28 protein-coding genes and 1 tRNA gene are annotated in these 21,473 nt (G+C 69.0%); 16 read left to right on the plus strand and 13 right to left on the minus strand.

Annotation, left to right across the window (positions count from 1 at the left end):
* Nucleotides 1–12 precede the first annotated feature (12 nt).
* Both ACFOWZ_RS46605 and ACFOWZ_RS46610 read left to right on the plus strand, forming a co-directional pair.
* Entirely contained in the window at nucleotides 13–807 is a 795-nt protein-coding gene (locus tag ACFOWZ_RS46605) for an NUDIX hydrolase (protein WP_382380908.1), read from the plus strand.
* Complete coding sequence (locus ACFOWZ_RS46610; RefSeq protein ID WP_382380910.1) at nucleotides 804–1,613, plus strand: MBL fold metallo-hydrolase; 810 nt, start codon at nucleotides 804–806, stop codon at nucleotides 1,611–1,613. Before ACFOWZ_RS46605 ends, ACFOWZ_RS46610 begins: the two co-directional genes overlap by 4 nt.
* On the opposite strand, the gene ACFOWZ_RS46615 is transcribed toward ACFOWZ_RS46610, so the two are convergent.
* The 4 genes from ACFOWZ_RS46615 to ACFOWZ_RS46630 are packed head-to-tail and all read right to left on the minus strand — an operon-like array spanning nucleotide 1,607 to nucleotide 4,014.
* Nucleotides 1,607–2,794: a hypothetical protein gene (locus ACFOWZ_RS46615; RefSeq protein WP_382380912.1), complete on the minus strand. Its 1,188-nt coding sequence runs from the start codon at nucleotides 2,792–2,794 to the stop codon at nucleotides 1,607–1,609. The two genes, ACFOWZ_RS46610 and ACFOWZ_RS46615, sit on opposite strands and share 7 nt — an antisense overlap.
* An 11-nt stretch (nucleotides 2,795–2,805) precedes the next feature.
* Nucleotides 2,806–3,408, minus strand: a complete 603-nt coding sequence (locus ACFOWZ_RS46620; protein ID WP_382380913.1) for a hypothetical protein — start codon at nucleotides 3,406–3,408, stop codon at nucleotides 2,806–2,808.
* Between the two features lies 1 nt (nucleotide 3,409).
* The gene (locus ACFOWZ_RS46625; protein WP_382380915.1) at nucleotides 3,410–3,862 is read right to left on the minus strand and encodes a RidA family protein; all 453 of its coding nucleotides are present in this window, start codon (nucleotides 3,860–3,862) and stop codon (nucleotides 3,410–3,412) included.
* Entirely contained in the window at nucleotides 3,859–4,014 is a 156-nt protein-coding gene (locus ACFOWZ_RS46630) for a DUF4177 domain-containing protein (protein WP_112262548.1), read from the minus strand. The genes ACFOWZ_RS46625 and ACFOWZ_RS46630 overlap by 4 nt, the downstream gene beginning before the upstream one ends.
* Nucleotides 4,015–4,082: 68 nt before the next feature.
* On the opposite strand from ACFOWZ_RS46630, the gene ACFOWZ_RS46635 reads away from it, so the two are divergent.
* From ACFOWZ_RS46635 to ACFOWZ_RS46645, 3 genes are read left to right on the plus strand one after another with little or no spacing between them, the layout of a single operon-like run.
* Nucleotides 4,083–4,334: a hypothetical protein gene (locus ACFOWZ_RS46635; RefSeq protein WP_382380917.1), complete on the plus strand. Its 252-nt coding sequence runs from the start codon at nucleotides 4,083–4,085 to the stop codon at nucleotides 4,332–4,334.
* A 44-nt stretch (nucleotides 4,335–4,378) separates the two neighbouring features.
* The gene (locus ACFOWZ_RS46640; protein ID WP_382380919.1) at nucleotides 4,379–5,371 is read left to right on the plus strand and encodes an ArsA-related P-loop ATPase; all 993 of its coding nucleotides are present in this window, start codon (nucleotides 4,379–4,381) and stop codon (nucleotides 5,369–5,371) included.
* Nucleotides 5,368–6,504: an ArsA family ATPase gene (locus ACFOWZ_RS46645; RefSeq protein ID WP_382380921.1), complete on the plus strand. Its 1,137-nt coding sequence runs from the start codon at nucleotides 5,368–5,370 to the stop codon at nucleotides 6,502–6,504. Before ACFOWZ_RS46640 ends, ACFOWZ_RS46645 begins: the two co-directional genes overlap by 4 nt.
* Before the next feature lie 4 nt (nucleotides 6,505–6,508).
* On the opposite strand, the gene ACFOWZ_RS46650 is transcribed toward ACFOWZ_RS46645, so the two are convergent.
* A complete protein-coding gene (locus ACFOWZ_RS46650; RefSeq protein WP_030469466.1) occupies nucleotides 6,509–6,799 on the minus strand; it encodes a WhiB family transcriptional regulator in 291 nt (96 codons plus the stop codon).
* A 238-nt stretch (nucleotides 6,800–7,037) separates the two neighbouring features.
* On the opposite strand from ACFOWZ_RS46650, the gene ACFOWZ_RS46655 reads away from it, so the two are divergent.
* Nucleotides 7,038–9,497, plus strand: coding sequence for a penicillin-binding protein (locus ACFOWZ_RS46655; protein ID WP_382380923.1), 2,460 nt, complete (start codon nucleotides 7,038–7,040; stop codon nucleotides 9,495–9,497).
* 3 nt (nucleotides 9,498–9,500) lie between these two features.
* Here ACFOWZ_RS46655 and ACFOWZ_RS46660 read toward each other — a convergent pair whose 3' ends face one another.
* Nucleotides 9,501–10,151 carry a GntR family transcriptional regulator gene (locus ACFOWZ_RS46660; RefSeq protein WP_382380925.1) on the minus strand — a complete coding sequence of 217 codons (651 nt, stop codon included), beginning with the start codon at nucleotides 10,149–10,151 and terminating at the stop codon, nucleotides 9,501–9,503.
* Between the two features lie 52 nt (nucleotides 10,152–10,203).
* Between ACFOWZ_RS46660 and ACFOWZ_RS46665 the strand changes: the two genes are divergently transcribed.
* The gene (locus ACFOWZ_RS46665; protein WP_382380927.1) at nucleotides 10,204–10,920 is read left to right on the plus strand and encodes an HAD-IA family hydrolase; all 717 of its coding nucleotides are present in this window, start codon (nucleotides 10,204–10,206) and stop codon (nucleotides 10,918–10,920) included.
* A 182-nt stretch (nucleotides 10,921–11,102) separates the two neighbouring features.
* On the opposite strand, the gene ACFOWZ_RS46670 is transcribed toward ACFOWZ_RS46665, so the two are convergent.
* On the minus strand, nucleotides 11,103–11,573 hold the full coding sequence (locus ACFOWZ_RS46670) for a GatB/YqeY domain-containing protein (RefSeq protein WP_382380929.1): 471 nt from the start codon (nucleotides 11,571–11,573) through the stop codon (nucleotides 11,103–11,105).
* 68 nt (nucleotides 11,574–11,641) lie between these two features.
* Between ACFOWZ_RS46670 and ACFOWZ_RS46675 the strand changes: the two genes are divergently transcribed.
* From ACFOWZ_RS46675 to ACFOWZ_RS46700, 6 genes are all read left to right on the plus strand, one after another.
* Nucleotides 11,642–12,595 carry a metallophosphoesterase gene (locus ACFOWZ_RS46675; RefSeq protein WP_382380931.1) on the plus strand — a complete coding sequence of 318 codons (954 nt, stop codon included), beginning with the start codon at nucleotides 11,642–11,644 and terminating at the stop codon, nucleotides 12,593–12,595.
* Between the two features lie 19 nt (nucleotides 12,596–12,614).
* Nucleotides 12,615–12,688, plus strand: a tRNA-Pro gene (locus ACFOWZ_RS46680).
* A 277-nt stretch (nucleotides 12,689–12,965) separates the two neighbouring features.
* Nucleotides 12,966–13,574 (plus strand): hypothetical protein, encoded by a 609-nt coding sequence (locus tag ACFOWZ_RS46685; RefSeq protein ID WP_382380933.1) that lies wholly within the window; start codon nucleotides 12,966–12,968, stop codon nucleotides 13,572–13,574.
* A gap of 44 nt (nucleotides 13,575–13,618) precedes the next feature.
* Nucleotides 13,619–13,810 (plus strand): hypothetical protein, encoded by a 192-nt coding sequence (locus ACFOWZ_RS46690; RefSeq protein WP_382380935.1) that lies wholly within the window; start codon nucleotides 13,619–13,621, stop codon nucleotides 13,808–13,810.
* A 285-nt stretch (nucleotides 13,811–14,095) separates the two neighbouring features.
* Complete coding sequence (locus ACFOWZ_RS46695) at nucleotides 14,096–14,323, plus strand: hypothetical protein (protein WP_382380937.1); 228 nt, start codon at nucleotides 14,096–14,098, stop codon at nucleotides 14,321–14,323.
* A 10-nt stretch (nucleotides 14,324–14,333) separates the two neighbouring features.
* Nucleotides 14,334–14,630, plus strand: coding sequence for an antibiotic biosynthesis monooxygenase family protein (locus ACFOWZ_RS46700; protein ID WP_382380939.1), 297 nt, complete (start codon nucleotides 14,334–14,336; stop codon nucleotides 14,628–14,630).
* On the opposite strand, the gene ACFOWZ_RS46705 is transcribed toward ACFOWZ_RS46700, so the two are convergent.
* From ACFOWZ_RS46705 to ACFOWZ_RS46715, 3 genes are read right to left on the minus strand one after another with little or no spacing between them, the layout of a single operon-like run.
* Entirely contained in the window at nucleotides 14,623–15,102 is a 480-nt protein-coding gene (locus ACFOWZ_RS46705) for a GAF domain-containing protein (protein ID WP_382380941.1), read from the minus strand. The genes ACFOWZ_RS46700 and ACFOWZ_RS46705 overlap by 8 nt on opposite strands.
* Nucleotides 15,103–15,135: 33 nt before the next feature.
* Nucleotides 15,136–15,588, minus strand: a complete 453-nt coding sequence (locus ACFOWZ_RS46710) for a DUF3291 domain-containing protein (RefSeq protein WP_382380943.1) — start codon at nucleotides 15,586–15,588, stop codon at nucleotides 15,136–15,138.
* A complete protein-coding gene (locus ACFOWZ_RS46715) occupies nucleotides 15,585–16,136 on the minus strand; it encodes a hypothetical protein (RefSeq protein WP_382380945.1) in 552 nt (183 codons plus the stop codon). Before ACFOWZ_RS46715 ends, ACFOWZ_RS46710 begins: the two co-directional genes overlap by 4 nt.
* A 42-nt stretch (nucleotides 16,137–16,178) precedes the next feature.
* Between ACFOWZ_RS46715 and ACFOWZ_RS46720 the strand changes: the two genes are divergently transcribed.
* The 3 genes from ACFOWZ_RS46720 to ACFOWZ_RS46730 all read left to right on the plus strand — a co-directional run bounded on the left by ACFOWZ_RS46720 (nucleotide 16,179) and on the right by ACFOWZ_RS46730 (nucleotide 19,851).
* Nucleotides 16,179–17,990, plus strand: a complete 1,812-nt coding sequence (locus tag ACFOWZ_RS46720) for a prolyl oligopeptidase family serine peptidase (RefSeq protein WP_382380947.1) — start codon at nucleotides 16,179–16,181, stop codon at nucleotides 17,988–17,990.
* A gap of 11 nt (nucleotides 17,991–18,001) precedes the next feature.
* Nucleotides 18,002–18,721, plus strand: a complete 720-nt coding sequence (locus ACFOWZ_RS46725) for a hypothetical protein (protein ID WP_382380949.1) — start codon at nucleotides 18,002–18,004, stop codon at nucleotides 18,719–18,721.
* 155 nt (nucleotides 18,722–18,876) lie between these two features.
* Nucleotides 18,877–19,851, plus strand: coding sequence for a hypothetical protein (locus ACFOWZ_RS46730; protein ID WP_382380951.1), 975 nt, complete (start codon nucleotides 18,877–18,879; stop codon nucleotides 19,849–19,851).
* Between the two features lie 9 nt (nucleotides 19,852–19,860).
* Here ACFOWZ_RS46730 and ACFOWZ_RS46735 read toward each other — a convergent pair whose 3' ends face one another.
* From ACFOWZ_RS46735 to ACFOWZ_RS46745, 3 genes are all read right to left on the minus strand, one after another.
* Nucleotides 19,861–20,337 (minus strand): Dps family protein, encoded by a 477-nt coding sequence (locus ACFOWZ_RS46735; RefSeq protein WP_382380953.1) that lies wholly within the window; start codon nucleotides 20,335–20,337, stop codon nucleotides 19,861–19,863.
* A 16-nt stretch (nucleotides 20,338–20,353) separates the two neighbouring features.
* Nucleotides 20,354–20,776, minus strand: coding sequence for an organic hydroperoxide resistance protein (locus ACFOWZ_RS46740; RefSeq protein ID WP_382380955.1), 423 nt, complete (start codon nucleotides 20,774–20,776; stop codon nucleotides 20,354–20,356).
* A gap of 79 nt (nucleotides 20,777–20,855) precedes the next feature.
* Nucleotides 20,856–21,431 (minus strand): NADPH-dependent FMN reductase, encoded by a 576-nt coding sequence (locus ACFOWZ_RS46745; RefSeq protein ID WP_382380957.1) that lies wholly within the window; start codon nucleotides 21,429–21,431, stop codon nucleotides 20,856–20,858.
* Nucleotides 21,432–21,473: the final 42 nt, after the last annotated feature.

The raw sequence follows: 21,473 nt of genomic DNA on the forward strand, positions 1-21,473 counted from the left end.
TACGCTCGGAGGATGCCCGACGACATGACCTTGCCGGGGAACCTGGTACCCAGCTCGCCCGCTTCCCAACCCGCGCAGGCCCGCGACGCCGTCACCGTCGTGCTGCTGCGGGACGGCGACCAGGGCGTGGAGGCCTTCCTCCTGCGCCGTGTGAAGGGCATGGCGTTCGCGGGCGGCATGACCGTCTTCCCCGGTGGCGGTGTCGACCAGCGCGACGCCGACACGTCCGTCGCCTGGGCCGGTCCGCCGCCGCAGTGGTGGGCCGACATCTTCGGGGTGGACGAGGCGACTGCCCGCGCCTTCGTGTGCGCCGCCGTCCGCGAGACGTTCGAGGAGTCCGGTGTCCTGCTCGCGGGCCCCGACGCCACCTCCGTCGTCGCCGACACGTCGATCTTCAGCGAGGCACGGCGGCAGCTCGTCGACCGCGAGATCTCCCTGGCCCAGTTCCTCACCGCCCACGGCCTCGTGCTGCGCGCGGACCTGCTGAGGCCGTGGGCGAACTGGGTCACCCCGTACGAGGAACCGCGCCGCTACGACACCCGGTTCTTCGTCGCCGCGCTGCCGGCCGGGCAACGCGCCGACGGCGAGACGACCGAGGCCTCCGACGCGTCGTGGCAGACCCCCGCGGAAGCCGTCCAGGACGCCCAGGAAGGCCGCCGGATGCTCATGCCGCCCACCTGGCGCACCCTCGACGAGGTCGGCGCCCTCGGCAGCGTTGAGAAGGTCATGGCCGAGCAGCGCAGCGTCGAGAAGATCATCCCGAAGCTCATCCGCGACGGCGACGTCATCCGGGTGGTGCTCCCGTGAGCGGCTTCCCGCTGATCGGCGCCCGCGCCGCGCACCCGCGGTACGGCGAGCTGCGCCAGGTCACGCCGCACGCCGCCGTGCTGCTCGCCGACAACCCGTCACCGATGACGCTCGACGGCACCAACACGTGGCTGCTCAAGGCACCGGACGCCGAGGAGTACGTCGTCATCGACCCCGGCCCTCTCGACGAGGCCCACCTCGAGCGCATCGCGTCGTTCGGCCCGATCGCGGAAATCCTGCTGACGCACGGACACCCCGATCACTCCGAGGGCGCCCGTCAGTTCGCAGAGCTCGTGAACGCCCCGGTGCGCGCGCTCGACCCGACGTTCACCTACGGCTCCGAAGGGCTCGTAGACGGCGACGTGATCACCAGCGCCGGTCTGGAGCTGCGCGTCCTGGGCACGCCCGGCCACACCAGCGACTCGCTGTGCTTCGTGATCGACGGCGAGGCCGTCCTGACCGGCGACACGGTCCTCGGCCGCGGCACGACGATCGTGGCCCACCCCGACGGCAAGCTCGGCGACTACCTCGAGTCCCTCAGGCTGCTCGCCGAACTGCCGGAGAACACCGCGGTGCTGCCCGGCCACGGCCCCGAGCTCGCGGACGCCGGAGAAGCCGCGCGGATGTACCTCGCCCACCGGAGGCTGCGGCTGGAACAGGTCCGCAGGGCGGTCGAGGACCTGGGTGGCGCACCGACACCGCGCCAGGTCGTCGAGGTCGTCTACGCGGACGTGGACAGGGTGCTGTGGCCCGCCGCCGAGTGGTCGGTGCGGGCCCAGCTGGAGTACCTGCGCACCGGCTACTGAGGCTGGTGCCCGTTGTTCGCCACCCCGAACGCCGACTGACGCGACGAGGACCTGTCGATCTGCCAGCGACCGGAGTCGGTCGTCTTGGCACCGGTCTGCTCCCGCTGCGCCAGCTCCTCGTGCAGCTGCTGCAACAGGGCACGCTCGCGCTCGCTGAGGTTCGCGTCCACGGACGACGGCTCCGCGGGCGACTCGGCCAGCGCGGCCTGCAGCGCCGCCAGCTCGTCGGCCTTGAGCTCGGTGGTCACCTCGGCCCTGTTGATCGGCGTGGGCTCGGGGAGCATCTCGGCCCGGTCGATCGGCGAGGGTCCCGGGAGCAGTTCGATCCCGGCCTCGGTCGGCACGATCGGGATGCGCTTCACGGGCTTGGGAGGAAAGGGCTGCGAGCCTTCGAGATTCGACGAAGACGAACGCGTGCGACGTGAGCCGGTCTCTTCCACGGGCTCCGGCGCCGGTGTCGGCTCTGCCACCGGCGCCGGAGCGGGAAGTTCTTCCGACTGGTCGAACCAGGTCGCCGCCGGCTCATGAGCCATGGCCGGCTGTGCTGGAGGGGCTGGAGGGGCCGGAGTCACCGGTGCGCCGGAGATCGGCACCGCCCGCGAGGACGTCACCGCCGACGCGTGGTAGTCGCTGAGCTGCGTGCCGGTGGTCAGCACCTCGACCGAGGCGCGGACGCCGGCCTTCCGCAGCACCGCGTCGACCCGGTAGGCCGTCGCTGGCGCGAAGCCCTGCGGACCGATGTCCACGAGAACCATGCGCTGCGGCAACGGGCCAGGCGTGGCACCGGCCGGCGACGAACGCCAGACGCACCGCACCGAACGGACGTCGGGCAGCACCGACACCGCGCGCGTCAACAGGCTCGCGACGTCCGAGGCCGGGTCGGTCTCGGAGGTGAAGCGGTGGCGCAGGAACGGCAGCATCTCGACGACCGGCAGGCGGTCGGTCAGGGATGCGTCTGAGCGGACCTCGTGGAGGACCCACGTGATGGCCGCCCTTTCATCCGGCAGCACCGGGATGCTGCCGGCGAGGAGCGTGCCGACGAGCAGCTCGATCGAGCGGTCCAGTTCTCCGACCGCGAGGAACTCGCGGGCCAGCGACAGGGCGTCGTCGTCGACGCGCCCGGCCATCGACAGCAGGAGATCGTGGAGACGGACCGGCAGGCCGACACCGTCGTTCGTCACGTCAACTCTCCTTAGCTGAGCACCAGGTGCTCATCGGACTCGGCGCCGGCGCAGACCGGCTCCGATGCCGCCAACGCCGCCCGGTGGTAGGGCGGCAGGTCCAGACCGGACGGCACGACCTCGACACACGGGTCGTGTTCGCCCAACGCCCGCAGAACTCGCTGCAGCTCACCGGTCAGCCTGGCGTGGCCGGTGGTCGCCGCGACCAGCAGGACGCGGTTGACCCCGGACGGACCGATGCGCCAGCAGGAGCGAACCTCACCGACCCCGTGCCGGCCTCGCAGCGTGGCACCGAGTACGACGGTCGCGGAATCCCCCATCGGCACCCGATCGGGTGACTCCGGGGAAAAGGTGTAGTCGGTGGGGGGCAGTTCGTCCAGCCCTTTGACCGAACTGACAGCACCCGGTTCGGCCCCGTAGGGCACGAGCGCGTCCTGCAAAAGGCGCATCTCGTGATCCGTCAGAGGGATGCGTCCGTGCAGCAGAGTGCGCGGCAACGACCGCGCTAGCACCGCATACGCGTCCGAGGCCGCCCAGTCCCGGTACCGCCACAGCAGCTCGTCCGGCAGCCGGCCGGCGAGTCGCAGCAGCAGTTCGTGGCACGTGTCCGACATGTCACACCTCGACGATGAGTTCGATCTCCACCGGAGCGCCGATCGGCAGCTCGGCCACCCCCACGGCCGACCGGGCGTGCTTGCCCGCGTCGCCGAAGATCTCGCCGAGCAGCTCCGAGGCACCGTTCACGACGCCCGGCTGACCGGTGAAGCCGTCAGCGGAGGCCACAAAGCCGACAACCTTCACGACTCGCTTGATCGAGTCAATCCCCACGAGCGCGTGGACCGCGGCCAGCGCGTTGAGGATGCAGGTCGCGGCGTACTGCTTGGCCTCCTCCGGGGAGACCTCGGCGCCGACCTTGCCGGTGGCGGGCAGTTTGCCGTCGACGAACGGCAGCTGGCCCGAGGTGAAGACCCAGGGACCGCTCTGCGTGGCGGGCACGTAGGCGGCGAGCGGGGCGGCGACTCCGGGGAGCTCGACGCCGAGCTCCTTCAGGCGCGTGCTCCAGGTCATCCCTTCACCCGCTTCAGGTACGCGACGTGCTGCTCACCGGTCGGGTTCGTCAGCACGGTGACCAGCTCCCAGCCGTCCTCGCCCCACTGGTCGAGGATCTGCTTCGTGGCGTGGATCAACAACGGCACGGTCGCGTACTCCCACTTCGTCATGCGCCGAGCCTAACGCGCCACCCGATCGACCTATGCGTGGTTCCGGCCGTTCGGGCTACCTTGATCACATGGAGACCTGGCGGATCGTCGCCACCAGCCTGTTCGCCGTGGGCGGGCTGGTGATGGTGCTCGTCGCCATGGCGCAGGTGCGTGACCGCAAGCACAGCCAGCGCGCGGCGGTGGTGCAGGCCGGGTTGATCGGACTGGCGGTCGTGGTCGTCATCACGGCCAGCATCGCGCTGTGGCTGCCGTCGGTCGTGGCCTGGGCGCTGGTCGCCGCCACCGCCATGGCCGTTCTCTTCCTCACCATGGTTGATTGACCGACCGGTCCACGCCTGACCGATTTCGCACCTAGTCTGGAGGTGTGACGTCGTGGACCGAGGAGCTGACCCGAGCCCGTCTGCACGTGGTCTCCGGCAAGGGCGGCACCGGCAAGACCACGATCGCGGCCGCGCTGGCGCTCGCGCTCGCCACCGGTGGCCGCCGGGTGCTGCTGGTGGAGGTCGAGGGCCGGCAGGGCATCGCCCAGCTCTTCGACCGCCCCCCGCTGCCCTACTCCGAGGAACGGATCGCGTCCGCGCCGGGCGGCGGTGAGGTGCACGCGCTCGCGGTCGACGCGGAGGCCGCGCTGCTCGAGTACCTGGCGATGTTCTACAACCTCGGCTTCGCGGGCCGGACGTTGCGCAAGATGGGCGCCATCGAGTTCGCCACCACGCTCGCGCCCGGCCTGCGGGACGTCCTGCTGACCGGCAAGGTCAAGGAGTGCGTGAACCGGACGGGTCCCGACGGACGCCACCTCTACGACGCCGTCGTGCTGGACGCGCCGCCGACGGGCCGCGTGGTGAAGTTCCTCGACGTCACCAAGGCCATGGCCGACCTGGCGAAGGTCGGGCCGATCAAGGGGCAGAGCGAGGGCGTGGTGCGGCTGCTGCACTCCGGTGACACCGCGGTGCACCTGGTGGCGCTGCTGGAGGAGATGCCCGTGCGCGAGACCCTGGACGCGGTCGCCGAGCTGGACGCGGCGGATCTGCGACCGGGTGCGGTGCTGGTCAACCGGGTCAACCCGATCCGGCTGCCCGCCCGTTCGATCTCGGTCGCCGCCGAAGGCAGGGTCGACGAGTCACGGGTGCGCGCCGGGTTGCAGGCCGCGGGTCTCGACCTCGACGAGTTCACGCTCGAAGGTCTGGTCGACGAGACGGTGGAGCACGCCATCCGCGTGCAGTCGGAGAAGGAAGCGATGGAGCTGCTCAGCGAGTCGGACCTGCCGACGCTGGAGCTGCCGGAGCTGACGGACGGGGTGGACGTGGCCGCGCTGTACGAGCTGGCCGAGGTGCTGGTCGCGGCGGGTGTGCGGTGACCAGCTCATTTTCGCAACTGGCGTTCGACCCGTTGCTGGACGACCCGGAGACCCGCGTGCTGGTGTGCTGCGGGTCCGGCGGTGTCGGCAAGACGACCACGGCCGCGGCGCTGGCGTTGCGAGCGGCGGAACGGGGCCGGCGCGTCGTCGTGCTGACGATCGACCCGGCGCGCAGACTGGCGCAGTCGCTCGGCCTGCGGGAGCTCGACAACCACCCGCGCGAGGTCGTCGTCGAGGGCTTCGAGCCCAAGGGCGAGCTGTTCGCGATGATGCTGGACATGCGTCGCACGTTCGACGACATGGTGCTGACCCACGCGGGCCGCGACCGGGCCGACCAGATCCTGTCGAACCCCTTCTACCAGACCATTTCCTCGTCGTTCTCCGGCACGCAGGAGTACATGGCGATGGAGAAGCTGGGTCAGCTGGTCGCGCAGGACGAGTGGGACCTGATCATCGTCGACACCCCGCCGTCGCGGTCGGCGCTCGACTTCCTGGACGCGCCGCAGCGGCTGTCGACGGTGCTCGACGGCAAGTTCATCAGGATGCTGTCGGCACCGGCGCGTGCGAGCGGCCGCGGCCTGCTCAAGATCGTCGGTACCGGCTTCAGCCTCTTCACGCGTGCGGTGTCCACGATCGTCGGCGGTCAGCTGCTGCAGGACGCGTCGACGTTCGTGCAGGCGTTCGACAGCATGTTCGGCGGATTCCGCGAACGCGCCCAGCGCACGTACGAGCTGCTCCGCTCACCGGGCACCGGATTCGTGGTGGTGGCGGCGGCGGAACCGGACGCGTTGCGCGAAGCGAGCTATTTCGTGGAACGACTCAGCTCCGAGGGCATGCCGTTGTGCGGGCTGGTCGCGAACAGGACTCATCCCGTGCTCGCGGCGGACCTGCCCGCGGCGAAGGCGCTCGCCGCAGCGGACGACCTGGACCGCTCCGGTGAGGCGCCGCTCGCCGCGGCGGTTCTCCGGCTGCATGCGGACCGGGTCGCAGTCGCTGATCGGGAAAAGCGGCTGCTGGCCCGGTTCACACGTGCTCACCCCGGTGTTTCGCTGGTCGGCGTGCCCGCGTTGCCCGCGGACGTGCACGACCTGGACGGCCTCCGGGAGATAGGTCGGCGGCTCGCCGGGGAGTGAGCTGCTAACCGACCCTCGTGTCCTCGAGGTGCTCCTGACGTGCGTTGTCGAGGAGCTCGAGCCACGATTCGACGTCCGGGCGGCGGCGCAGCAGAGCGCGGCGTTCGCGCTCGGTCATGCCTCCCCAGACCCCGAACTCGATCCTGTTGTCCAGCGCTTCGGCCAGGCATTCCATGCGAACTGGGCAACCCAGGCACACGAGCTTCGCCTTGCGCTGCTCCGCACCTCGGACGAAGAGCTGGTCCGGCTCCTCATCTCGGCACGAAGCGTTGATACGCCAATCCCCCTGGTTCATATCCCCCACTCCTCAGTGCTGTCCAAATGTGGAAAATCCGCCACACCCCTGCCACGGATGCCGTAGCGTTCGAGCTACGGCAACATTCCTTGGACGTTGACGGACTGTAGTGCCGTTCGGTTCCACGTCCAACCCTGGGTCACCCGACTGTTACCTGTCTTGCGCACTTCTACTCATGCTGCGTAACGGGCCTTACTGATCACCTTCACCCGTTCGTGTACGGCGTACGCTGACCTGCGTGCGAGTCAGGAATGGCGTGCTCAAGATGCTCGGCCTGTGCCTGCTGGCTGGGGTTCTCCTCGCCGGCATGCTGTTCCCAGTGGTGGGCGCGACGGGCCTCGTGTCCAACCGCGCCAGCGACACGGTGGACAGCATCTCGGCCGACCTCGTGACCACGGACCCCCCGCTGATCACGACGGTCACCGACAAGGACGGGGCGCCGATCGCCTACCTGTTCGACCAGTACAGAGTGCTGACACCTCCCGAGAAGATCTCGCCGACCATGAAGGCGGCGCTGATCTCGGTCGAGGACCGCCGGTTCTACGAGCACCAGGGCGTGGACTGGAAGGGCACCATCCGCGCCGGCCTGACGAACCAGGTCAGCGGCTCGGTGTCGCAGGGCGCCTCGACGCTGACGCAGCAGTACGTCAAGAACTACCTGGTCCACGTCGTGGCGCGGAACAACAAGCTGGAGCAGGCCAAGGCCCAGGAGCAGACCATCGCGCGCAAGATGCGCGAGGCCCGGATCTCCCTGCAGCTGGAGCGAAAGCTCGGCAAGGAGGAGATCCTCGCCAGGTACCTGAACGTCGTGCCATTCGGTTCCACCATTTACGGCATCGCGGCGGCGGCACAGGCTTACTTCAACACCACGCCGGACAAGTTGACGGTTCCTCAGGCCGCGATGCTCGCGGGAATGGTGAACAGTCCGTCAGCGCTCGACCCCGAAGCGTATCCGGACAAGGCGCTGGACCGGCGCAACAAAGTGATCGACAGGATGGTCGAGAACGACAAGCTGTCGCGCGACGCGGGCGAGGCCGCGAAGAAGGAAGGACTCGGTCTCGCGAACCCCGTTCGCACACCACCGAACGGTTGTGTCGGCGCCGGTCCGGAAAACGGTTTCTTCTGTTCGTACGTTGTGAATTACTTGCAACGCGCGGGCTTCAGCGAAGAACAGCTCCGCACCGGTGGCTACACCATTCAGACCACTTTGGACAGAGCAGCCACCTCGACGGCGAAGGCCGCGGCAGAGGCGGGTGTCGGCAAGAACGTCGACGGCATCGCGAACACGATGGCGATCGTCCGGCCCGGCAAGGAACGCCACGAGGTGCTGGCGCTCGTCGCGAACCGCGACTACGGCCTGAAGGCCGACCAGCGCCAGACGACGTACGACCTGCCGAGCGGTGTCGAGAACAAGTTCGGCGCGGGTTCGGTCTACAAGGTCTTCACGGCCGCGGCGGCGCTGGAGAAGGGACTCGGCATCGAGAACACCATCGCAACGCCGACCCACCACGTCTCCCGCGTGTTCAAGGGTGGCGCCCAGCGCTGCCCGAGCACCGGTGAGCCCGGCACGCGCTGGTACTGCCTCTCCAACTTCGACGGCAGCTACCCGTCGTCGATGTCGCTGCAGCAGGCCCTCGCGACGTCGCCGAACACCGGCTTCGTGATCCTCGAGGAGCAGACCGGCATGGACGCCGTCGTCGACATGGCGTCGCGTCTGGGCATGCGCGAGACGATGGCGACGAACCTGCAGGGCACCCGGCCGGACCCGAAAGCCAAGGACAAGCAGAACCGCATCTCGCAGACCGAGTTCTACAAGCAGAACGGCGGCAACGCGTCGTTCACGCTGTCGCCGGCGCCGGTGTCCACTCTGGAGCTCGCGAACGTCGTCGCGACCATCGTGAGCGGCGGCAAGTGGTGCCCGCCCACCCCGATCGCCAAGGTGCTCGACCGCAACGGCAAGGCCGTCCCCGTCAACGAGGCGCCGTGCGAGCAGGTCGTGGCCGAAGGCCTGGCGAACGGTCTCGCCGCCGGCATGAGCAAGGACGACCAGGGCAGCGGCACCGCCGCCGCGGCCGCCCGCGCGGCCAAGTGGACCCGCCCGATGATCGGGAAGACGGGCACCACCGAGGAGTACAAGTCGGCCGCGTTCATCGGCGCGACGCCCGACTTCGCGGGCGCCGTGCAGACGTTCAACGACGGCACCTCGCCGCGCCCGATCTGCCTGGCCGGTGCGGGCGCACCCCGGTTGTGCGGCAACGGCAACATCTTCGGCGGCACGATCCCCGCCAGGACGTGGTTCGACACGATGACGAAGATGCACGCGTCGTTGCCCGTGAAGCAGCTGGCGCCGGTCGAACAGCGCTACCTCAAGGGCGGCAGGGAGATCCAGGTGCCCGACGTCGTGGGCAGGCAGGTCAACGACGCCGTGCGGATCCTGGAGCAGGCCGGCTACAAGGTGAGCCAGCAGACGGTCAACTCCGAACAGCCGAAGGGGACGGTCGTGAGCCAGTCGCCGCGCGGCAACGCGTTGCGCGGCACGGTGATCACGCTGTCGGTGAGCTCCGGGTACGTGCCACCGCCGGTGGCGACGGAACCGTCGAACCAGCCGCCGGCCCCACCGGGCACGCCGGGCAATCCCGGCAATCCGAACGAGCCACCGCCGATCACGCTGCCGACCGAGCCGGGTGAGCCCAGATGAGGCTCAGGAGAGCATCGCCCTGAGGCGCTGAACGCTCGCGTCGACGTGGGCGCGGATCTCGGCGACCGCTCTGTCGCGGTCGCCGAGGCGGATGGCGTCGAGGATCACCTGGTGCTCGGCGACGACCTCGTCCGGCGTCTCGGACCTGGTCAGGACCGTGAGGTAGAAGCGCAGCTCCTTGGTCATCGCGGCGAAGAAGTCGTCGAGCCGGGAGCTGTCGAGCAACGCGACGATCGCCTGGTGGAAGGCGAGGTCGCGGTCGACGATCGCGCCCAGGTCGCCGGCTTCCGCGGCTTCGCGCAGCTCCTCGAACGCCGCCGTGATCGCATCGAGCTGGTCCGGACGTGGGGTTCGGACGACCGCGGCGGTCTCCAGCCGTTCGCGGGCGGTGTAGAGCGCCTCGACGTTCTCCGGCGTGGGGGCGATGACGACGGCGCCGCGGTTGACCTCGTAGCGGACCAGACCGGTGAGCTCGAGGATGCGGACGGCCTCGCGGATGGTGTTGCGCGCGACGCCCAGCTCGGCCGCGATCGCACTCTCCCTGAGCCTGTCACCAGGGCCGAAGGCACCGGCCATGATCCGTTCGGCGAGGCCGTCGGCGAGCTGCTGGGCCGTCGTCGTGCGGCGCACCTCGAGACCGTCCAGTGCTGACATGCGGCCAGTTTAACCGGTTGCCCTACAGTTCAACTGTATTACAGTTCGAGCCATGGACCTCACGAAGTTCCAGGCACTCAGCTTCGACTGCTACGGCACACTCATCGACTGGGAAGCAGGCCTCACCACCGTGCTCTCGCCGTGGGCACGCGAACAGGGGCTCGATCTTCCCGACGAGGAGCTGCTGCTCGCCTACGCCCCGCACGAGGCAGCCGTAGGGGCGGAGACGCCGTTCAGGCTGTACCCGGACGTGCTGGCCACGGCGTTCCGCCGGACCGGTGCCACCCTGGGCCGCGAGGTGAGCGACGAGTGGGCGCAGCGGCTGGGCTCGTCGGTGCCGGACTGGCCGGCGTTCCCCGACTCCGCCGATGCGTTGGCGCGGCTGGCTTCGCACTACCAGTTGATCATTCTGTCCAATGTGCACCGCGCGGGGTTCGCGGGCAGCAACCGGCACCTGCGCGGGGACTTCGCCGCGATCATCACCGCGGAGGACGTCGGCGGGTACAAGCCCGCGGAGAACCACTTCCGGGCGCTGGACACCACGCTCGACTCGTTGGGCGTGGACCGTTCCGGCCTGCTGCACGTGGCGCAGAGCCTCTTCCACGACCACGTCCCGGCCAAGCGGGAGGGGCTGCCGTCGGTGTGGATCAACCGGCGGCGCGACCGGCCGGGCTGGGGCGCGACGCCGCAACCGTCCGGCGAGTACAGCTACGACCTGGAGTTCGGGTCGATGGGCGAGTTCGCGGACGCGGTCGACAAGGCGTTCTGAACACCTGGCCGGAAGTCTTGCCCGAAACCGCGCTGGCTGGTTTTGGCGCGAAAAGCACGTCCGGGCCGCTAGATCGCCCGAACGTGCTTTTCGCACCAAACGGAGCAGGAACGGACAGGACTTTCGGCAACCTGCTTAGAAAGGGGTGCCGCAGCGGGGTTCCTCCGCTGCGGCACTCTCCGTCAGTTCGTGAGCCTGGCCTTCACCGCGGCGGCCACCCGGCCACCCTCGGCGCGCCCGGCGACCTCGGCGTTGACGGCCTTCATCACCTGGCCCATCTGCTTGGGCCCCGGCGCCTCACCGAGCTGCGCGGCAACGGCCTCGACGGCCTTGTCCACAATGGACGCGAGCGCGGAGTCGTCGAGCTGGGCGGGGAGGTAGGCCTCCAGCACGGCGAGCTCCTGGCGCTCCAGCTCGGCCTTCTCGGCCCGGCCGGCACCGTCGAACGCCTCCGCGGCCTCCTTGCGCTTCTTCGCCTCGCGCGTGAGGACCTTCACGACGTCCTCGTCCGAGAGCTCACGGGCCTGCTTGCCCGCGACCTCCTCGTTCGTGACCGCCGTGAGCGCCATCCGCAGCGCGCCGGCCGTGACCGTCTCCCGCGCCTTCATGGCCGCAGTCAGGTCGTTCTGCAGCCGCGTCTTCAACTCCGCCATGGCGCAGAACGGTACCGCCCGCCGGATGCCGCGCCGATCGAGTTATCCGCCTTCCGTACCCTTGACACGTGAACACGCTCGGTCGCGCACTCCTCGCCACCGCCGCAGTCGGCACCGCCACCATCGCGTACGCCGCCGGAATCGAACGAAGGCACTGGACCCTGCGCACGGCGACCGTGCCGGTCCTGTCGCCGGGAGCCAGGCCGATCCGTGTGCTGCACATCTCAGACCTGCACATGACGCCGAACCAGGTGTCGAAGCAGCGCTGGGTCGCCGCACTGGCCGACCTGAACCCGGACTTCGTGGTCAACACGGGCGACAACCTCGCGCACAAGGACGCCGTCCCGGGTGTGCTGCGCGCGCTCGGCCCGTTGCTCGACAAGCCGGGCGTGTTCGTCTTCGGCAGCAACGACTACTACGCGCCGAAGCTCAAGAACCCGGTGCGCTACCTGCTGCCGTCCTCCAAGACCAAGCGCATCCACGGCGTGACGCTGCCGTGGCGCGACCTCCGCGCCGGCATGGTCGAGCGGGGCTGGGAAGACCTGACGCACGTGCGCAAGACCGTGATGGTCAACGGCCAGGCGATCTTCTGCGCGGGCCTCGACGACCCGCACCTGAAGCGCGACCGCTACGCCGACATCGCCGGCGCCCCGGACCCCGACGCCGTGCTGCGCCTGGGAGTCACCCACTCCCCGGAGCCGCGCGTGCTCGACCCGTTCGCCGCCGACGGCTACGACTTCGTGATGGCCGGCCACACCCACGGCGGCCAGCTGCGCGTGCCGTTCTACGGCGCCCTGGTGACGAACTGCGAACTGGACCGCTCGCGCGCCCGCGGTGTGTCGCGCTGGGGTTCGCACATGTGGATGAACGTGTCCGCGGGCATGGGCACTTCGCCGTACGCGCCGGTGCGGTTCTGCTGCCCTCCGGAGGCTTCGCTGCTGACCCTCGTTCCCCGGCCCGTTACGCCTGGTCAGGGGCGAAATGAGGGGGTCCGATTCGGAGCTGGCGCGGACATGATGTAGAGTTCTACTCGTTCCCAGCCGGGGTGTGGCGCAGCTTGGTAGCGCGCTTCGTTCGGGACGAAGAGGTCGCAGGTTCAAATCCTGTCACCCCGATTGAAATAGATACAAATCAGCCCCTGTCCACAGTAAGTGGACAGGGGCTGATTTGTTTCTGCCGGGAGTATCGGGGGGAATCGAGGGAAAATCTTGCACCCCTCTCAGGACGGCCGGCACGCTGAGGCGTTGAACTCCAGCGACTCGTCAACACCGGTGACGGGTTCCAGGAACGGGGCTCTCCAAGCAATACCACCCCGGCCTGACGTGACCGCGGACGTCCGCGTTGTGACCTCACTCGGCCCGCGACGGTGGGCGCCCGTGCAAGGATCGAACTGTGGCTGACATGACCGTGGTGCTCGATGTCGTCAAGACCCTCGCCGCCGTCGCCGTACCGTTGGTAGTCGCCGTTGTCGGCCACCGGCTGACCCGGCGGCTCAAGTTGTGGGAAGCCAGCCAATGGCGCAATCAGGAGCTGATCAAGGCACGCTTGCAGTACTACGGGCAGCTCGCTCCCATGATCAACGACGTGATGTGCTACCTGACCTTCGTCGGGCGGTGGAAGGAACTCACCCCGCCCGAGGTGATCAAGATCAAGCGCGACATGGATCGGGCGTTCTTCTCCGTCGCTCCGCTGTTCAGCCAGCAAGCGTTCGACGCGTACCAGGATTTCGTCGGAGCCTGCTTCAGTGAGTACACGGGCTGGGCCTTGGACGCCCGGATTCGAAGCGGGTTCGTCCGCCGGCGCCAGACGCAGCCTGACTCGTGGGATCCCGAGTGGGAGAGGTTGTTCACGCTCAACGAAACCCACGACATCGACCAGCAGGACCTCGCGCACATCCGGGCCCAGTACAACCGTCTGCTCGCCGCGCTCGTTGAGGACATCGCCCTGTCTGAGCCGCGGATCCGCTACGCAACCACTGACCTGGTGGTCAACGCCCACTGAGGGAGCACAGGGCCGAGAGCCCGGATTTCGCCCTGGAGATCGAGTTGTGCCTGGACGCCTCGAAGAAGCCCGGCGGCCCGGTCTCGTTCACCGGGTGCCATGACGACGCCGGTTGGCCGGCGGTCCGCACGAGCAACGGCTGCGTGATGGGCGTCATCTGCCACGAAACCCTGAGCACGTGGCTCGACCCGGACCTGAACGTCATCCGCGCGCAACCCAAGAAGAGCACCGGCTGAATTTGACCAGGGTCGAATGGCAGTGACTTTCGCGCGAAAAGTCACCGCCATTCTCATACACCACTCGATCGTGTGACGCGGCTCGACACGGGCGGCTGCGGAAGCCACCGTGGATGCATGACGCAGCGCCACCGTTCCGTACCAAACCTTACGGAACGCCCACGTAGCGTTAAGCTCTTCGAGTGAAGGTTGACCATTCAACTCACGGTAAGTAACGGGTTCCGAGATCAACGCGAAAGACGGACTGCGTGTTCGGCACTCGTTGAAAAGTCGGGAGACGTTCTGATGAACTCCGCCTCCGCTGTCAATCCCGTCCACAGGTCTCGGCTCGTCATGGTGGCCAAGGCCATTGTGGTGTCGCAGTCGCTGGCGATCGTTTACCTGCTCACGTCGGTCTGGGTGACCGTTGCGGTGGCGGCCGGTTTCGTGGCGCTCGTCGTCGCGGTCAAGGCGTTGACGCGGGCGTCGCGGCAGGTCGACCGGATCTTCGAGGAAGAGCTGACCCGCCAATAGGATCGTGCGCATGCTGACGCGTGTGTCCGAGGCGCTCGTGAAGCCGGGACGAGAGCAGGAGTTCGTCGAACGGGTGCGGAGTCTGGTGAGGACGTTCCCCGACACCTACGACGGCTTGGTGGCGCACGAGGTGCTCGTCGACCTGGCCGACCCGCGGAAGGTGCAGTACGTCAGCCGGTGGCGGGACGAGCAGGCACTCGAGAACTACGCGGGACCGGGCTGGCGCACCGATCCGGTGACCTTTCCGGACGAGGACGAGTACCTGCAGCAGCCGTTGACGCTGCGGCACTTCGAGGACGTCAGCTGAAGAAGCCCCGCGCGGGCAGGCCCTCGGGGAAGCGTTCGAGCGCCTCACCGGCCGCGAGCGCCAGAGCCTCCAGGGTCTCGGTCTCGGCAGGTGTCGCGGCGTGGGGGACGGCCCAGTAGCAGCCGATGGCGCCGAGCGGTTCTGGGCGCAGGATCGGGGCCATGAGCAGGCTTCGCACGAACGTCGGCCGGTACGCCTCTTGAGGAATCCTCGCGTCGAAGCGGATGTCCCTGATCGCCACGGTCTGGCGGTGCAGCATCGACCAGCCGCTGATGCAGTTCACGGCCGGGAAGCGCTGACCCTTCCACAAAGGACTCATCGAGTCCTCGTCCGCGTAGTAGCAGAGATCGCTGTCGAGCAGCACCAGCGTGGCACCGTGGGCGGCCAGCGAGGAGCGGGCCGTGGTGCGCACGATCCGCTGCACTTCCTCCAACGTGGCAGCGCCGGCGAGGCGATCCATCGTTTCGGACATGCGTCAACATTAACTCCCACCCGGCCGGGGTACCTAGACATTCCCTTCGGCGACGAATTGATCCTTGAGCGTGAACACGTGGGCCGACGGACCGTGAGCACGCAGGTGGGTCAGACGCTCCTCGGCCTCGGCGACGGACGGCCGGTGACCAGCGGGCACCCACCACAGCGCGGTCATGGCCTCGACCGGGCGGTGGAACCACTGGCGCCGGTCCCGCAGGACGGACCGGTGGGCGTCGCCGTAGACGTAGGCCAGCAAGGCCTCCGGCGACTCCCACACGGACATGTTCACGATCAGCCAGTCGTCGTCGAAGACGCGGATCGCGGTCGCGTCGCCCGCCTCGCTCTGCAACCGCCAGCGGAAACCGGGTGCGGCGTCCGCGACCGCGTTCACCGGGTCGAGGGCGTCGACGAACGCCTTGAGCAGCGGGCTGTCCAGCGGCGCGAGCAACCGCGAGATGTTGATCTGGGCCAGTTCGAAGGTCATCGGCGGTTCCTCGGCCGGTGCCCCTGCGAGAGCGACAGCTGGTGCTTCGCCACGATCCAGCGCTTCACGGCCGGGCGCGTCGCCAGGACCAGGCTGAAGACGCAGACCGCGAGCAGCAACGCGGAGGCCATCGACGGCACGAGCTCGGCCACGCCGCGGCTGACCGAGCGGAACAGCGCCACCGCCAGCACCAGTGCGGTGAAGATGCCCGCCATCTGCGAGGCGACGGTGTTCGGGAAGTGCGGGTGGTTCACCGACAGCGCGCCCAGGGCGTTGAGCACCCCGAACCCGGCGACCACGGCCGCGAGCAGGATGCCGACGACCAGCGTGGCGCCGGACATCAGGAAGCTCATCAGCACGAACGCCGCGATGGCCAACAGGCCGGCGGCCAGGATCCAGTTGAGGATCGCGAGGATCGTGAGGTGCGGCGGCTTGGGTGGCAGCCAGCCGGGCCAGGGTTGCTGGTGGTGGGCCGGAGGTGGCTGCTGCGGATACGCCTGTGGTGGGTAAGGCGGCCGAGTGCCCCACTGTTGTGGTGGTTGCGTCATATCAAATCCCCCTAGTACGACCACTGACTCTAGTGTTGAAGCGTGACGACGCACCCCTCTCCGAACGTTCCGGACCAGCTCTTCGAAGATCCCGCCGCCGAGACCCGGTGGCGCGAGCGGTTCACCGCTCCCCGGATGAGCCTGCCCGGCTGGGCCGACGACGCGCCGGACCGCACGCTGTACGTCTCCAACGCGAGCGGCGTGTGGGAGATCTACGCCTGGGACCGCGCGAAGGACGAACACCGCAGGGTCACCGACCGGCCCAACGGCACGTCGCACGGCACGTTGAACCCGGACGGCACCGAGATCTGGTGGTTCGACGACCACGACGGCGACGAGTTCGGCGTCTGGGTGCGCGAGCCGTTCGAGGCTGACGGGAGCAAGGCCGAGCCCGCGGTTGCCGGCGTCACGCCTGGTTACCCGGCCGGACTGGAGATCGGGCGCGACGTCACGGCGGTGGCCGCGTCGACCGACGACGGCACCACGGTCTGGTTGTCCCGCAACGGGAAGGCCGAGGTGCTCTACCAGCACGTCAACGACGCCGGCGTGTCCGCGCTGTCCAAGGACGAGTCGCTGGTCGTGATCGCCCACTCCGAGCACGGCGACAACCGGCACATGGCCCTGCGCGCGCTCGACGCCGAGACCGGCGAGACCAAGGCCGAGAAGTGGGACGGCAAGGGCAAGGGGCTCGACGCCGTCACGTTCAGCCCGGTGCGCGGCGACCAGCGCCTGCTCGTGCTGCACGAGCGCCGCGGCCGCGAGGAGCTGCTGATCTGGGACGTCGCCGCCGACACCGAGCGCGAGATCGTCCTCGACCTGCCGGGTGAGGTCTCCGCCGACTGGTACCCGGACGCGTCCGGGTTGCTGATCGTGCACACCCACCACGCCCGCAACACAGTGCACCGCTACGACCTCACGACCGGCGAACTGTCCACTCTGGACACCGCGCCCGGTGTGATCGGCTCCGCCGGGGTGCGACCGGACGGCACCGTCGAGTACTCGTGGTCGTCGGCCGAGAGGTCCACGGTCATCCGCGCGCTCGCCACCGACGGCACCGAGAGCGTGCTGGTCGAGCCGCAGGGCGCGAAGCCCGCGACGTCGGCGAAGCTCGAGGACGTCTTCGTCGGCGACGTGCACGCGCTGGTCTCGAAGCCGGAGGGCGAAGGACCGTTCCCGACGGTCTTCCTGATCCACGGCGGCCCGCACTCCTCCGACGAGGACCGCTTCTCCGCGTACCGCGCGGTGTGGCTGGACGCCGGGTTCGCCACCGTGCACGTGAACTACCGCGGTTCCAGCGGCTACGGCTCGAAGTGGCGTGACGCCATCGAGGGCAGGCCGGGCCTCACCGAGCTCGAGGACATCGCCGCCGTGCACGACTGGGCGGTCGAGTCCGGGCTCACGGACCCGTCGAAATCGGTCCTCAACGGCGCGTCGTGGGGCGGCTACCTGACCCTGCTCGGCATCGGCACGCAGCCCGAACGCTGGAGCGTCGGCGTCGCGGGCGTCCCGGTCGCGGACTACTTCGCCGCGTACGAGGACGAGATGGAACCGCTGCGGGCGTTCGACCGGGCGCTGTTCGGCGGCTCGCCGGAGGAACTGCCCGAGCTGTACAAGGAGTGCTCGCCGCTCACGTACGTCGACCAGGTCACGGCCCCGGTGCTGATCCTCGCGGGCGAGAACGACCCGCGCTGCCCGATCCGGCAGATCGACAACTACCTGGACGCACTCGCGGCACGCGGCCACGCGTACGAGATGTACCGCTACGACGCCGGGCACGGCTCGCTGGTCGTCGCCGAGACCATGCGGCAGACGGCGGCCGAGGTGGACTTCGCGCGGCGGCACCTCGCGAAGTAGCGGACAGCCGGTTGAGACAGGCAGGGCAGGGGTGGGTCCGGGACGCGGTGCAGGTGGCGGCGTGGGCCGGACTCGCCCTGGTGGGGGTCGTCGCGGTGCTCGTCGGGTTCGCCGTGCACACGATCACTTCCGCGTACCCCGACATCGACGACTGGTCGCTGAGGGGTTCGCTGGCGAGTGACGAGGCGTTGTTCGACCGCGCCGAGGAGGTCTGGCGCGCGTCCGGCGGCCCCGGCGCCCCGGACGGCGACGTCGACCCGCTGTACGCCGAGCGGTCGTCGTCGCTGGCGGTGAACGTGGTCCTGGTGGTCATGACCGCACACACCGCCGACGACCGGCCGGTCGTGGCGTTCGTGACCAGCCCGGCGACCACCGGCACTCCCGGCACCGATCAGATGTTCGTGCGCGCGGTGAGCTTTCCCGAAGAACCGCCGCTGGCCGTCGGCTTCGGCGCCGCCACCTGGGCCGCCCACGGCGAGGTGCACACCGACTCGGGTGTCCCCGGCTCGCTCACCGCGCTGCCGACCGGTCACCTGCGCTTCGTGCCCACCGGGCCCGGCACGATCACCGAGAACGACGAGGTGCTGTTCACGAGCAAGGTCAACCCCGCTGTCGTCGTGCGGGTAGGTCTGATGTTCTCCCACGACGGGGACTGGCGGGTGGACCGGCCCGGTTACCCGCCCTACGTCGCGAACCAGGAAGTGCAGGTGGTCACGCCTCGCGGACGTTAGGATGGTGACGGCGCTGCCGGAGCGCCTCACCTCCTGATCGGTCACCCACGCTGGCCGGCGTCGCGGAGGCAAAGGGGATTCCTGTCCTCCCGGCGCCGGTCAGCGTGTGCACGAGAAGCCACCGGACGAGCAGAGCGAGGCGTGGGGAACGGCTCGTGCGCGTCCGCGAAAGGCACGCCATGACCGAGCAGAAGTCGTTCAAGCGCCTGGTTCGCGCCCGGATGGAGCGCACCGGCGAGTCCTACACCACCGCACGCCGCCACGTGCTCGCCGACGCCCGGCCCACGGGCGAGATGCACGACTCCTGGCTGCTGCGGGAGGTGCTCGACGACGAGTGGTCGGAGGCGATGCTCGCCGGGCTCGCCGGCGGCATCGGGTTCATGTACTTCGTCTTCGAGTACAAGGGCCACACGCCCACGATGACGATCGTCGCGCGGCACCACCCCGCGCCGTTCATCCCGACCGCGCTCGTGCACGCGAACATCGCCCACGACGTCACTTCCACGACGTCCGCGCGCAAGGCCGAACAGCAGCTGCGGGCGGCCGGCGGGCCGGTGATCTGCATGCTGGGCAAGGAGAAGCACCCGGTCGGTGTGCTCGGCGTGGACGACGACGTGGTCACCGTGCTCAACCACGGCACGCACGTTCAGCCGCTCGCCGAGTTCATGACCGGCTGGGGGCAGGGCAAGCACGAGATGATCAGCATCGGCGAGCGCACCGGCGAGCCGGACGTGGCGGCTGCGGTGCGGATGACGTGCGAGCACCTCACCGGGCCGGTGCTGGGCAACAACTTCGACGTGAACTTCGGGTTCTCCGGCATGCGCAAGCTCGCCGAACAGTTGCGCGACAAGGGGAAGAAGGGGTGGGCCCAGCGGTGGACCGACGATCCCGGCTTCGTGCGGCAGCGGCTGCACGACTGCCTCGAGGTCGAGTACACCGCGCCCGGTGCCACCCGGCCGCTCTACGCCGACTTCCTCGACGAGGTGGGACTTCCCGGGGCGCGGGAGTTCCGGCTGTCGGGCCGGCTCTGGTCGGAGATCGCGGAAGGCGGCGACTACGACGAGCTGGCCCGGAAAGTCGACGAGGCCCGCTCCGTCGAGGAGCGGGCCGTTCGTCAACTCATGCGCTGAACCTGTGCGCTAGGCGGCCTGCGCCTGCCACATCCAGTGCGCCTGCTCCAGTTCCTGCGTGATCCCGATCAGCAGGTCCTGGGTGACGAGGTCCGGCTTGTCGGTCTCGTCGATGCGGGCACGCATGCGGGTGATCAGCGAGGCCAGCGAGGCCGTGATCGCCGTGACGACCTGGTCCTCCTTCAGCCAGCCGGACGCGATCTCGGGCACGCCGGACGACGCGGCGATCGTCTTCGCCGTGCCGTTCGGCGTCACGCCGAGAGCGGCCGCGCGCTCGGCGACCTGGTCGGCGGCGTTCCGCGCCAGCACGACCAGTTCGTCCAGCTGCAGGTGGACGCTGCGGAAGTTCTTGCCGATCACGTTCCAGTGCGCCTGCTTCCCGACCAGGGACAGATCGACGAGGTCGACCAGTGCTGCCTGCAGCACGGCGCCGACTGCATCGCGATCAGCGTCGGAGAGCGGGCTGGTGATCGGGTTCTTGGCCATGGTTGAACGCGCCTCCTCAGACGGTGACGGTGAGCGCCACCTCGATGTTGCCGCGCGTCGCGTTCGAGTACGGGCAGACCTGGTGGGCCTGCTCGACGAGCTTCTCCGCGACCGCCTGTTCGAAACCGGGGACGTGCACGGCGAGCTCGACGGCCAGCTGGAAGCCGCCGGTCCCGTTCGGGCCGATCCCCACCTTGGCGGTTACCTCAGAAGAAGGGAGTTGAATCTTGCCCGCGCGCGCGACGGCGGCGAGGGCGGAGTTGAAGCACGCCGCGAAGCCGGCCGCGAAGAGCTGCTCCGGGTTGGTCGCGTCACCGCCGGGGCCGCCCATCTCCTTCGGGATCGACAGCACCTCGTCGATCACGCCGTCGGAGGAGCGCACCTCGCCGTTGCGGCCTTCGCCGTATGCAGTCGCCTCGGCCGTGTACAGCGTGTTCATTCCGCTCTCCCTTGAGTCAGTGGTTTGTTACCCACTGGTACCCAACGGATCGCACACGACTTGTCTGCCCGATCGTGAGTCAGTTCACGTCGAGTTGAGACGCGTGGCGCAGCGCGAACTCCACCACCTGGCGGCCGATCACCCTCAGGTTCCGGTCGACGTCGGAGTCCGAGCAGGCGCCGTCACCGTCGAACTTGACCTGCGCGGAGTTGATCGCGGCACCGAGCGGCGTCGGCCAGCCGCGCAGCGCGTGCACGATGGACCGGACCGCGGACAGCGTGTTCACCGCGGCCTGCCAGCCGTACGCGGCGGTGATCGTGCCCACCGCGCGGCCGTCGAGGTACGGGCGCTCGTCGTCGCGCAGGTCCTCGATGTAGTCGAGAGCGTTCTTGACCAGGCCGGACACGGTGCCGTGGTAGCCGGGCGACACGAGGATCACGCCGTCCGCGCGACGCAGGTCCTCCACCATGCGAAGAGCGACGTCGGTGCGTTCCGGCACGGACGGGTCGTAGAACGGCAGCACCAGCTCAGGGCCGCTGTACTGGATCGTCTGCGCACCGAGCTCGCGAGCACCGTCGAGCGCCACCCGCAGCGCCCGCTCGGACTGCGAGTCGGACCTGATCGAGCCGCCGATGCCCACCACCGTCACCGTCATGACATCGATCCTTCCACCTCCAGCTATCTGGAGATCCAGCGC

The organism is Lentzea rhizosphaerae (assembly GCF_042649515.1).
In the GTDB taxonomy this organism is placed as follows: Bacteria; Actinomycetota; Actinomycetes; order Mycobacteriales; family Pseudonocardiaceae; genus Lentzea; species Lentzea aerocolonigenes.